The 11,974-nt window shown below is 75.7% G+C and carries 9 protein-coding genes; 5 read left to right on the top strand and 4 right to left on the bottom strand.

The genetic code is table 11. The annotated features are described in order from the left end of the window. The first annotated feature begins 34 nt into the window (after positions 1-34). The 3 genes from ACFV18_RS01750 (at position 35) to ACFV18_RS01760 (ending at position 2,128) form a co-directional block, all read left to right on the top strand. Positions 35-727: a response regulator gene (locus ACFV18_RS01750; RefSeq protein WP_380478188.1), complete on the top strand. Its 693-nt coding sequence runs from the start codon at positions 35-37 to the stop codon at positions 725-727. A gap of 114 nt (positions 728-841) precedes the next feature. Then, positions 842-1,135: an SHOCT domain-containing protein gene (locus tag ACFV18_RS01755; RefSeq protein ID WP_380478189.1), complete on the top strand. Its 294-nt coding sequence runs from the start codon at positions 842-844 to the stop codon at positions 1,133-1,135. A gap of 15 nt (positions 1,136-1,150) precedes the next feature. Then, positions 1,151-2,128: an Acg family FMN-binding oxidoreductase gene (locus ACFV18_RS01760; protein WP_380478190.1), complete on the top strand. Its 978-nt coding sequence runs from the start codon at positions 1,151-1,153 to the stop codon at positions 2,126-2,128. A 2-nt stretch (positions 2,129-2,130) separates the two neighbouring features. On the opposite strand, the gene ACFV18_RS01765 is transcribed toward ACFV18_RS01760, so the two are convergent. Continuing rightward, the gene (locus ACFV18_RS01765) at positions 2,131-3,849 is read right to left on the bottom strand and encodes a GAF domain-containing protein (RefSeq protein WP_380478191.1); all 1,719 of its coding nucleotides are present in this window, start codon (positions 3,847-3,849) and stop codon (positions 2,131-2,133) included. 309 nt (positions 3,850-4,158) lie between these two features. Here ACFV18_RS01765 and ACFV18_RS01770 point away from each other — a divergent pair, with 309 nt between their 5' ends. Further along, a complete protein-coding gene (locus tag ACFV18_RS01770; RefSeq protein WP_380478192.1) occupies positions 4,159-6,936 on the top strand; it encodes a GNAT family N-acetyltransferase in 2,778 nt (925 codons plus the stop codon). A gap of 52 nt (positions 6,937-6,988) precedes the next feature. On the opposite strand, the gene ACFV18_RS01775 is transcribed toward ACFV18_RS01770, so the two are convergent. Next, the gene (locus tag ACFV18_RS01775; protein WP_380478193.1) at positions 6,989-7,216 is read right to left on the bottom strand and encodes a DUF1918 domain-containing protein; all 228 of its coding nucleotides are present in this window, start codon (positions 7,214-7,216) and stop codon (positions 6,989-6,991) included. Between the two features lie 226 nt (positions 7,217-7,442). Here ACFV18_RS01775 and ACFV18_RS01780 point away from each other — a divergent pair, with 226 nt between their 5' ends. Then, positions 7,443-8,141 (top strand): CBS domain-containing protein, encoded by a 699-nt coding sequence (locus ACFV18_RS01780; RefSeq protein ID WP_380478194.1) that lies wholly within the window; start codon positions 7,443-7,445, stop codon positions 8,139-8,141. Positions 8,142-8,170: 29 nt separating this feature from the next. Here ACFV18_RS01780 and ppsA read toward each other — a convergent pair whose 3' ends face one another. Together ppsA and ACFV18_RS01790 are read right to left on the bottom strand one after the other, a co-directional pair. After that, positions 8,171-10,537, bottom strand: coding sequence for a phosphoenolpyruvate synthase (gene ppsA, locus ACFV18_RS01785; protein ID WP_380478195.1), 2,367 nt, complete (start codon positions 10,535-10,537; stop codon positions 8,171-8,173). A gap of 257 nt (positions 10,538-10,794) precedes the next feature. After that, positions 10,795-11,346 (bottom strand): hypothetical protein, encoded by a 552-nt coding sequence (locus ACFV18_RS01790; protein WP_380478196.1) that lies wholly within the window; start codon positions 11,344-11,346, stop codon positions 10,795-10,797. Positions 11,347-11,974: the final 628 nt, after the last annotated feature.

The following is an 11,974-nucleotide window of genomic DNA, read 5'->3' on the forward strand; positions in this document are numbered from 1 at the left end:
AGGGGGATCGAATCCGACGTCTCCGGGAGCCGACATGAACGGGACCGAGCCCGGCGCGGCCGGACAGCGGGTGACGGTCTTCCTGCTCGACGACCACGAGGTGGTGCGGCGCGGCGTGAAGGACCTGCTGGAGGCCGAGCCCGGTATCGAGGTGGTCGGCGAGGCGGACAGTTGCGCCCGGGCCCTGGCGCGGATCCCGGCGCTCCGCCCCACGGTGGCGCTGCTGGACGTGCGGCTGCCGGACGGTGACGGCGTGACGGTCTGCCGGGAGCTGCGGGACCGACTGCCGGAGCTGGCCTGCCTGATGCTGACCTCCTTCGATGACGACGACGCCCTGCTGGACGCGATCATGGCGGGTGCCGCAGGGTACGTGCTGAAGCAGGTCAAGGGCGCGGACCTGGTGAGCGCGGTGCGCACCGTGGCCTCGGGCCAGTCGATGCTCGACCCGGCCACCACGCGCAAGCTGATGGAGCGCCTGCGCCACCACGACGAGAGCGGCGCCGAAGCGGCCCTCGCCCGGCTCACTCCTCGGGAGCGGGAGATCCTGGCGCTGATCGGCCGGGGTGAGACCAACCGCGAGATCGGGCACGACCTGTACCTCTCCGAGAAGACCGTGAAGAACCACATCTCCCGGCTGCTGGCCAAGCTGGGCGTGGAGCGGCGGCTGCAGGCCGCCATGCTGGCCGCGCACGCCGAGGAGGGACAGCGGACCGCGCGTCCGCGCTGAACCCGGTCGGCCGGCCGGTTGGGGCCGGTCGGCCCAAGCAGCGGCGGCCCGCCCGGGCGCACCGTGGACGGTGAAGGGCACCGGCCCGGTGCCCATCGGCCCGGGGAGGCCGCGATGATGTACTGGAACGACGATGGGATGAACGGCTGGGGCGTCGGCCTGATGATGCTGTCGATGCTGGTGTTCCTGGGCCTGCTGATCGCCGCGGCGGTCGTCCTCTTCCGCCACCTGGGCCCGATCGAACAGCACGCCGCGCAGCAGCACCCCTCCCAGCAGCACCCCGCGCAGCGGCACCCCGAAGCCGAACAGGTGCTCGCCGAACGCCTCGCCCGCGGCGAGATCGACCCCGAGGAGTACCGCCGCCGTCTGGAGGTGCTGCGCGACAGCACCGGACCGGGCACGGGCTGAGTGGAGGTGGGCACCATGACCGTCCCGGCCCTGGACGCCCTCGCGCTGGAGACCCTGGTCTCCGCCGCAGTCGCGGCGCCGTCCATCCACAACACCCAGCCGTGGCGCTTCCGGCTGGTGCCCGAGACCTCCGTGCTGGAGGTCAGGGCCGCCACCGAGCGGTCGCTGCCGGCCGCCGATCCGGAGGGCCGGGCGCTGCACATCTCGGTGGGCGCCGCCGTGCTCAACCTGCGCACCGCGGCCCGCCATCTCGGGTGGGCGCCCGAGGTGCGGCTGCTGCCCGACCCGGCCGAGCCGGAGTTGCTGGCGGGGGTGCGCCTCGACGAGTCCGAGGTCTGCCACCTGCCGGCCGTCGAGGCGCTGTACGACGCGATCTGGCGGCGGCACTCGATCCGCTCGCCGTTCACCGGGCCGCCCGTCCCGGCCGAGGTGCTGGCCGAACTCGCCGACGCCGCCCGCGCGGAGGACGCCGAGCTGCTGCTTCCCGACGACACGGAGACCGAGCGGCTGCTGCGGCTGACCGCCGAGGCCGAGCGCCGCAACACCACCGACGCCGGCCAGCGGGCCGAGAGCCGCAGCTGGATCCAGGCGCCCGGTGCGCCACCGTACGGCATCCCCGTCTCCGCCCTGGGGCCGCAGGACGCGGGCGGGCACCTGCCGATGCGGGACTTCGGCGCGCTCGCCCCCGCGCGTCACCTCGCCCCGGTGCGGTTCGAGGCACGGCCGCGGATCGCCGTCCTGCTGACCCACGGCGACCGCCCGGTGGACTGGCTGCGCGCGGGCCTGGCCCTGGAGCACGTGCTGCTCGCCGCCACCGTCCACCGGGTGCGGGCCTCGCTGCTGCACCAGGCGATGGAGTGGCGGTTCCTGCGCTGGGAGGCCCGGGAAGCCCGGCACGGGCCGGCCTTCGCGCAGATGCTGGTCCGGCTCGGCTACGGCCCGGAGGGGGCGCCGACCCCGCGACGGCCGGCCACCGACGTGATCGACGGCTGAGGTCAGTCGTCCGGCAGCGGTACCCGCCAGACCAGTTCGGTGCCGCCCGAGGGGCGGGCCCGGGCGTGGAACTCGCCGCCCAGCGCGGCGGCCCGCTCGGCCAGGTTGGCCAGCCCGCTGCGCCGGCCGCCCTCGGGCAGGCCCACGCCGTCGTCGGACACGGTGACCGTGAGGTGCCCCCCGCCGACCTCGACCACCACCTCGACGGCGCTCGCCTTGGCGTGCTTGGCGGTGTTGGACAGGGCCTCCTGGAGGACGGTGGCGGCCTCGTCGGCGACCTCCCCGGGCACGCCGACGTCGAGCAGTCCGGTCATCCGCACCGCCGGGGCGAAGCCCAGCAGGCCGGTGGCCCGTTCGGCGGCCGACACCACGGCGGCGCGCAGGCCGTGGGCGGCCGGTCCGGCGTCGCGCACCCGCAGGCCGAAGATGGTGGCGCGGATGGTCCTGGAGGTCTCGTCGAGCTCGTCGATGGCCCGCAGCACGCGTTCCTCGGCCTCGGGGTGCTCGATGAAACGGGTGGCGCCCTGCAAGGTCATGCCGACCGCGAACAGCCGCTGGATCGCCAGGTCGTGCAGGTCGCGGGCGATCCGGTCACGTTCCTGGAGCAGCGCGACCTGCTCGGAGTCGCGGCGCCGCTCGGCCAGCTCCATCGCGACGGCGGCCTGTCCGGCGAAGCCCATCAGGGGTGTCGACTCGTCCGACTCGAACAGCGCCGACCCGGTCGTCCTGGCCAGCATGAGGACGCCTCGCACGCCCAGTTCGGCGGTGCCGATCGGGACGGCGACGGCCGGGCCAAGGCCCGCCCAGCGGGGCGGTCCGACGGTGATCCGCGGGTCGTTGCGGACGTCACTGCTGGTCACCAGGGCGCCGGAACGGGCGGCCACCCCCATGAACGTGCCGTCCAGCGGGAGCATCAGCCCGCGGTGTTCGCGGGCCCCCCGGCCGACGGCGATCCGTACCTCCAGCTCCTCGCTGCCGGGCAGCAGCAGGGCGACCGCCGCGAGGTCGGCGCGGGCGATCTCGCCGGCCCGGGTCACCAGCAGGTCGAGCACCTCCTGCTCGGCGCTGCCCGACAGCAGGCTGCTGGTGACCGCGGCACCCGCGGCCAGCCACTGCTCGCGCAGCCGGGCCCGGGCGTACAGCCGGGCGTTCTCGATGGCCACGCCCGCCGCGACGGCGAGGGTCTCCAGCACCGCCTCGTCCTCGGCGTCGAACTCGTCCGCGCCGCGCTTCTCGGTCAGGTAGAGGTTGCCGAACACCTTGCCGCGGATGCGGATCGGCACGCCCAGGAAGCTGTTCATCGGCGGATGGTTCGGCGGGAAGCCGTAGGAGGCGGGGTGGTCGGCGATCCGGGCGAGCCGCAGCGGTTCGGGGTGGCGGATGAGTTCGCCGAGGATGCCGTGGCCGGAGGGCAGCGGGCCGATCCGCCGGGCCTGCTCCTCGGTGACACCGACCGGGACGAACTGCGACAGCCGCTGGTCCTCGCCGATCACGCCGAGCGCCCCGTACGCGGCGTCGACCAGGTTCACCGCGGCCTCGACGATGTGGCGCAGCACCTGGGCCAGGTCGAGGTCGCGTCCGACGGCGAGCACGGCCTCCAGCAGGCTGTGCACCCGGTCGCGGGTCGCCCGCGCCGCGTCCAGCCGGCTCTGCAGCTCGTCCAACAGATCGTCGAGCCTGAGCTGCGGCACCGGGTTCGGGCCTTCTTCTGCGCTGCCCACCGTGATCCTCCGGACTGGGTGACGGCGTCTTCCAGGGTAGGCGCGGGGCCCGGACGGCGCGTGGCGCGGCCCCGGACCCGGCAGGCCCTGGCCGGGGCGGTTCGGGGACCGGGGCCGGAACGTGGCGGCGGACGCGAATCGCGGCGGGCGTGCGAGCAATCCGGGCCGGGGTGGGCCGGGCGGCCCCGGTTGAACAGGGTCCGCTGCGCCCCGGAAGGTCCCCGCGAGCCCTGGCCGGTGCTGCCGCACCGTCGCACGGTGGATCGGAGGGGTCCTTGTCCCGGACCCACCGGCCGAAGGAGCGCCGCCATGACCGAGCAGCCCGCGAGGACCACCCCTTCCCCGGCACCGCGTGGACGAGCGGGCCGGACGCCCGGCGAGGAGGCGCTGCTCGCCGACGGCAGCACCGTGTCGATCCGGCCCCTCGTCCCGGCCGACCGCCCGCAGGTGCTCGCGCTGCACACGGAGCGGATGTCGGAGGCGAGCCGGCGGCTGCGCTTCCTCGGCACCAGCCGCCGCGCCCCGGAGCTGACGGCCGACCGGCTGTGCGGGCCGCCCCGTCCCGAGCTGTACGCGCTCGGCGTGTGGGCGGGCGGCGTGCTCGTCGGGGAGGCCGACGTCGAGACCGCTGCCGAGCAGCCCGGCACCGCGGAGCTCGCCCTCGCGGTGGCCGACGCCTGGCAGCACCGGGGCGTCGGCAGCCTGCTGCTGGAGCACCTGGTGCACGCCGCCCGGGAGCGCGGCGTCACCGTCTTCGAGGCGGACGCCCTGGCGGGCAACAGCGCCGTGCACCGCCTGTTCTCCGACCTCGGGCTGCCGGTGCACCGCCGCTACCGGGAGGGCGAGGTCCGGATCCTGGTGCCGCTGGCCGGCGCGAAAACGGACGAGCACTACCTGCGGGCGGTGGAGGAACGCGGCCGCACCGCCGACCTCGCCAGCCTCACCGCCCTGCTGCGGCCGCGCTCGGTCGCCGTCCTGGGGGCCTCCCGGCGGTCCAGGTCGGTCGGGCAGAGCGTGCTGCGCAAGATCCACGACGGCGGTTTCCGCGGCGAGGTGTGGGCGGTCAACCCGCACGCCGAGCAGGTCGCCGATCTGCCCTCCTACTCTTCGCTCGCGGCGCTGCCCCGGGCACCGGAGCTGGCGGTGCTCGCCGTTCCCGCCGACGCGGTCCCCGCCGCGGCCGAGGAGTGCGGCCGGGCCGGCGTCCGCGCCCTGGTGGTGCTGACCTCCGGCCTGGACGCCGACCAGGCCCGGCAGCTGCTGCACAGCTGCCGGGCGCACTCGATGCGGCTGGTCGGCCCGAACAGCCTGGGCCTGGCGCAGACCGATCCGGCGGTACGGCTGGACGCCGAGTTCGGCGGCGCGTTCCCGCAGCCCGGCACGGCCGGGGTCGCCGCGCAGTCCGGCGGCGTCGGCATCGCGCTGCTGGAGCGGCTGGCCTGGCTGGGCATCGGCGTGTCGACGTTCGTCTCGCTCGGCGACAAGTACGACGTCAGCGCCAACGACCTGCTGCAGTGGTGGGAGAGCGACGGCCGCACCGACCTGGCCCTGCTGCACCTCGAATCCTTCGGCAACCCACGGGCGTTCGCCCGCACCGCCCGCCGGGTCACCCGCCGCTTCCCGGTCCTGACCGTCGATGCCGGACGTTCCTCGGCCGGCCGTCGCGGGGCCGCCGCGCACACTGCCGCCGCCGCCGTCCCGGCCGTCACCCGGGCCGCGCTGTTCGACCAGGCCGGCATCACCGCCACCCGCTCCGTCGCCGAGCTGGTGGAGACCGCGGCGCTCCTGCACACCCAGCCGCTGCCCGCCGAGCGCGGCGCGGTCGCCGTGGTCTCCAACGCCGCCGGGATCGGCATCCTCACCGCCGACGCCTGCGCCGAGGCCGGCCTGGACCTGCCCGGTCTGCCGGACGGCCTCGCCGCCCGGCTGCGCCGCGCGCTGCCCGACGGCGCGGGCACCGGCAACCCGGTCGACATCACTCCCGCCGCCGGGCCGGACCAGCTGCTCCACTGCCTCGACCTGCTGGAACACAGCGACGCCGTGGACGCCCTGGTGGTGTGCCTGGTGCCCACCGCGCTGACCGAGGGCCCGGAGCGTGATCCGCTGCGTGCCCTCCTGGACGGCCCGGGCCGGCGCCGTCTTCCGCTCGCCGCCGTACGGATCGACCAGCAGGCGCCGGTCAGTTGCCTGACCGCCCGGGACGGCGCGCTGATCCCGGCCTACGCCGACTCCCGTTCGGCTGCGTCCGCCCTGGCCGCCGCCCGCGCGCGGGCCCGGATGCTGGCCCGTCCGGCGGCCGCCGAGGCCGAGCTGCCGGGCTGCGACCCCGAGGCCGCGCAGCGGCTGGTGGACGGCTTCCTCGCCGAACGGCCGGACGGCGGCCTGCTCGACCCGGCGCGCACCGCCGACCTGCTGGAGTGCTACCGCCTGCCGCTGACCACGACGGTGTGGGCGCCCGACGAGCACACCGCCGTCCTCGCCGCCCGCTCGCTGCGCCTGCTCGGCCACGGCGGCCGGGCCGTGCTGAGCGCCCACCGAACCGGGCACCCGGCCGGGGACGCGCCGAGGACGGTCCGCACCGACCGCGAGACGCGCGACGCCTTCCGGGAGGCGACCGCTTCGGCGGGCGGACGGACGGCCGGCGGGCGGACGGCCGGCGTGGTGGTGCGCCCGGCGGCCGCGCCCGGTGCCGACCTGCGCATCGATGTCCGCCAGGACGAGGTGTTCGGCCCGCTGGTGCTGCTCGGCCTCGGCGGCCCGACCGGCGAGGTGCTGCACGACCGGTCCGCCCGTCTCGCGCCGCTGACCGATGCCGACCCGGCCGCGATGGTCGCCGAACTGCACGCCGACCCGCTGCTGCCGGGCCACCGCCCGGCCGACCTGGCCGACCTGCACCGGGTGCTGGTCGGGGTGTCCCGGATGGCCACCGACCTGCCGCAGCTCACCGAGGCCCGGCTCGGCCCCGTCCTCGTCCGGTCCGACGGCGTGCTCTGCACCGACGCCCTGATCCGCGTCGAACCGCGGCTCCCGTTCGACCCGTACCTGCGCCGGCTGCTCCGTCGGCCGCTGCCCGCGCAGGACGGATGAATCGCCGGCCGGCGGGCACGGACCGACCGCCGGCCCGGCGACCGGGGCGGTGTCAGCCCGAGGCGGGGTGCGGCCGCTGCTGCGATTCGGGCCCGGGGTAGTGGTGGATCCGGGCGTCGGGGCCGGGGAAGTACTCCGACACCCGTCCGGTGTCGGACCAGCGCACGTCGTACGGCGGGCTGCCGTCGGTGTGGTGCAGGGCGACGACTTCGCCGTCGCGGCGGGCGGCGCCGGGGCGGGTGCCCTCGACGATGATGCGGTCTCCGATCGCGGCTCTCATTCCGCGTTCTCCTCTCCTGAGGGCACACCGCCGAACCGGCCCGGGCACGGTGGCGGGCCGGTCGGTCCCTGACGGCCTCCCGGGGTCCCTTTCCAGGATCCGCCGGTCCGCCGGGCGTCCGCGTGGGCCGCCGGGGCCGGACGCGGGGCCGGTCGGCCCTGTCCCGGTACCGGCGGTCGGGCCGATGGTGGAGGTAGCGGAACCGAGCGGCGGAGGAGTGAGGACCATGCAGCACCGCAGTGTCGCCGAACTGATGACCCGTGAGGTGGTGACGGCCCGGCCGGACACCCCGTTCAAGGAGGTCGCCGCGCTGTTCCACCGCAACGACATCACCGCCGTGCCGGTGGTCGACGACCAGGACCGGCCGGTCGGCATGGTCTCCGAGGCGGACCTGCTCCGCAAGGAGGCCGTCCTGCCGGACCCGGAGGACCGCCATCCGGGCCGCTGGCTGCGGCCGCCCGACCAGGCCCGGGCGGAGGCGGAGACCGCCGGGGGGCTGATGACCAGCCCCGTGGTGACCGCGCGCGCCTCATGGAACGTCGGCGAGGCCGCCCGCCAGATGGACCGCCACCGGGTCAAGCGCCTGCCGGTGGTGGACGAGGCGGGCCGCCTGATCGGCATCGTCAGCCGGGCCGACCTGCTCCAGGTGTTCCTGCGGCACGACGGCGCGATCCGCGAGGAGATCGTCCACGACGTCCTCGGCCACACCCTGTGGCTGGCCCCGGACGCCGTCGCCGTCGCCGTGCAGGACGGCGTGGTCACCCTCACCGGCCGACTGCCCCGCCGCAGTCTGATCCCCCTCGCCGAACGCCTGTGCCGCGCGGTCGACGGCGTGGTGGCCGTCCACCAGACCCTCGACTGGACCGAGGACGACACCAGCCCCGACTTCGAGCACCCCCACGCCTACCGGACGCCCGGCCGCTGAGCGTCCGGACGTCCCGGGGAGACGGTCCGTCACCTGCCGCTCTCCGCGTCGGCCACGCACTGTTTGACGGCGGCGAAGCTGTCCGGCGCGACGGACACCGAGTCGATGCCGCAGCGCACCAGGAAGCGGGTGAACTGCGGGTCGTTGCTGGGGCGTTGGCCGCACAGGCCGACCGGGCGGCCGGCCGTGTGGGCGGCGGTGACCAGATGCTCGATCGAGCGGGTGACGGCGGGGTCGGTCTCGTCGAAGAGGTGGGAGAGCAGGTCGGAGTCCCGATCGACGCCCAGGGTGAGCTGGGTGAGGTCGTTGCTGCCGATCGAGAAGCCGTCGAAGCGTTCGGCGAACTCCTCGACGAGCACGATGTTGGAGGGGATCTCCGCCATCACGTACACCTTCAGGCCGTGGTGCCCGCGCTCCAGCCCGTTGGCGGCCATTTCGGCGAGCACCCGGTCGGCCTCCTCCGGGGTGCGGCAGAACGGGATCATCACCACGAGGTTGGTCAGGCCGATCTCGTCGCGGACCCGGCGCAGCGCCCGGCACTCCAGCGCGAAGCCTTCGCGGTAGCGGTCGTCGTAGTAGCGGCTCGCGCCGCGCCAGCCGATCATCGGGTTGGCCTCGACGGGTTCGAAGGGGCGGCCGCCGAGCAGGCGGGCGTACTCGTTGGTCTTGAAGTCGCTGGTGCGGACGATCACCGGGTCGGGCCGGCGGGAGGCGACGAGCGGGGCGATTCCCTGGGCGAGCCGGTCCACGAAGTACTCGGTGCGGTCGGGCATGCCGTCGGTGAGGGCATCGACGGCCCGCCGGTCCTCGGGGGACAGGCGTTCCGGGTGGACCAGCGCCATCGGGTGGACCCGCACCTGGTGGGCGACCACGAACTCCGTCCGGGCCAGGCCGACGCCGTCGGCGGGCAGCTGCCACCAACGGAACGCGGCGGCCGGGTCGGCGAGGTTCAGCATGACGCGGGTGCGGGTCTGCGGGAGCGCGCCGAGGTCGGTCTGCGTCTCCTCCCAGGCGACCCGTCCGGCGTAGACGTGGCCCTGCTCGCCTTCGGCGCAGGAGACGGTGACTTCCTGGTCGTTCGCCAGGACGTGGGTGGCCCGGCCGGTGCCGATCACCGCGGGGACGCCGAGTTCGCGGCTGACGATCGCGGCGTGCGAGGTGCGGCCGCCGTGGTCGGTGACGATCGCCGAGGCGCGTTTCATCAGCGGTTCCCAGTCGGGGTCGGTGATCGTGGTGACCAGGACGGCCCCTTCGGGGAAGCGGGCGATCTCGCCGGGGGCCGACAGCGCGCAGACCGGGCCGTGCCCGACCGCCTGGCCGACGGCGAGGCCGTCCACCAGCCGTTCGCCGGTGCCGGTCAGCCGGTAGTGGCGCAGCACCGCGCCGGCCCGCCGGGACTGCACGGTCTCCGGCCGGGCCTGGACCAGGAAGAGTTCGCCGGTCCGGCCGTCCTTGGCCCATTCGAGGTCCATCGGGCAGCCGTAGTGCCGTTCGACGGCGACCGCCCACCGGCCGAGCGTGTCGAGGTCGGTGTCGTCGAGGACCCGGGCGGTGCGTTCCCCGGCGGTGGTGTCGACGATCCGGGTGGAGCCGTGCTCGTCGTAGACCGCCTTGCGGCGTTTGGCGCCGACGGTGGCCCGCAGCAGCGGGGTGCGCGCGGCGCCGCCGTCCAGCAGTGGCTTGTCCAGCAGGTACTCGTCGGGATCGACCTGTCCGCCGACCACGGTCTCGCCGAGCCCCCAGGCGGCGCTGATCAGCACCACGTCCGGATATCCGGTCTCGGTGTCGAGGGTGAACGCGACGCCGGCGCTGCCGAGGTCGGAGCGCACCATCAGCTGCACCCCCACGGAGAGGGCGACCGCGAGCTGCTCGAAGCCCAGCCGCTGCCGGTAGTCGATCGCCCGGTCGGTGAACAGCGAGGCGTAGCAGCGTCGGCAGGCGTCCAGTAGGGCGGGGACGCCCCGCACGTTCAGGAAGGTCTCCTGCTGCCCGGCGAAGCTGGCCTCGGGCAGGTCCTCGGCGGTCGCGCTGGAGCGCACCGCGACGTCCGGGTCGGACCGGCCGGCGGATTGCGCCAACTTCCGGTAGGCGTCGGCGAGTTCCGCTTCGAGTTGCGGCGGCAGCGGGGTGGCCAGCAGTGCGGCCCGGACGGCCGCGCCCACCTCCGGCAGCGGCGCGTCCCGGTGCAGCCGGCCGAGCTGTTCCTCGACCCGCTGCCGCAGACCGGCGGTGTCGAGGAATTCGCGGAAGGCGTCCGCGGTGGTGGCGAAGCCGTCGGGTACCCGGACTCCGGCCGCCGCGAGCCGGGTGGTGAGTTCACCGAGCGAGGCGTTCTTGCCGCCGACCAGGGCGACGTCGGCGCGGCCGAGTTCGTTGAAGGGAATGATCCGTCGCATGTCGTCTCCCCGGTCAGTAGGGCATCGGTCGGCCGGACGGGGTCCGCGGGTCCAGGGGCGGGCGCGGCTGCGGGCGGGGCGGGCGCCGGGGGATCCGGGGTCCATGGCTGCCACCTCCTCGGGGGGTGTCTCCTCCACGGTCCCTCGCCGCCGGGCCCGCTCCCAGGGCCGCGCAGCCCGAACCCCCGGGGCCGACCGGCCCAGGGGGCGGGCGGGTGCGCGGGTGGGCCGGTGCGGCGGCGGTCGGCCGGGGGTCGTCAGCTCGGCTGGCGGCGGGTCCAGCGGGGCTCCACCTGCCGCCACTCCGCGTCCCAGCGGGCGTAGCGGCCGCGGTCGAGGACGTACAGCGTGCCCTTCCATGCCAGCGCACCGGCCGCGGGCAGGGCGGTGGCGGTGACCAGGGCGGCGGTCCACGCCGCCGCGGTGGCCCGGCCGGTGGTGGCCGGCGGGTGGACGACGGCGCCGTTGGCGTCCAGCCAGATCCGCACCGGGGTGCCGGCGCTCCGGCCGGGTGCCACCTCGGCGGTGGCCCGGTGGAGGGTGCCGTCGGCGGACCAGGTGACGGCGGCCGGCACCTTGCCGACGAGCCCGGCCGGGGCGTCCTCGGCGAGCCGTGCCACGACGGGGTGCCGGGCGGCGGCCTGGGCCCGGGCCGCCGCGGCCTGCTCGTGCTGGACCGCCAGGCCGACGGCGAGCGCCGCCGGGAGGCCGGCGACCGCGAGCACCAGCAGCACCCGGGCCACCCACCACTGGACGCGGTCGCTGCCCCGCCTCAGCGGGTTCGTCCGTTGCCGCGCACGCGTGCGCATGACGTCCGCCTCCTCATCGGGTCGGCGTGACTCCCCTCGTTCCCAGCCTTCCCTGGACGGGCGTGGCTCCACGTGGTCCGAACGGCCCTTTCGCCCCGGCAACCGGACCGGGCAGCCCCGTTCGGCCTGCTCGGCCCAGGCGTCCTGCACGGCGCCGACGAGGGCTACCGGGTCGCCTTCACGGCCCCGGCAGCGCGGACGCCGTCCTCGCGGCGATGTGGGCCGATCCGGCAAGCGCCGGGACGCGGTGGCGATCGGCACGTGTCCGAGCCCCGTGGGGTCACCGATCGCCTCCGGGCGGCTCGCTGGGCGGTTGCGGGGCAGCCACCGGGGAACGCCGGTCCGAGGAGGGGCCGCCGGCGCGCAAGTCCCGGTGCGCCGGGCGCAGTTGGCGGTTGTGCCCGTGAGTGAAGGCGGGAACGTGCCCAGCACGGACGGACCCCGCCGAACAGCCGGTCCGTGGCACCGTGCCGCAACCGGTCCGTGTCGTCGATGGAGTCCGCCCCGGCGCACACCGCCGCGACCGGGGCCATCACCTTCGCGGCCGGATGGGCGCCGGCGCTGCTTTCAAGGCCTTCGATCCGCAGCCGCTCGCGGACGAGGCGGGGCGGCCCGGCCCGCGCCTTCG

It is taken from the genome of Kitasatospora sp. NPDC059673 (assembly GCF_042734215.1).
GTDB lineage: Bacteria > Actinomycetota > Actinomycetes > Streptomycetales > Streptomycetaceae > Kitasatospora.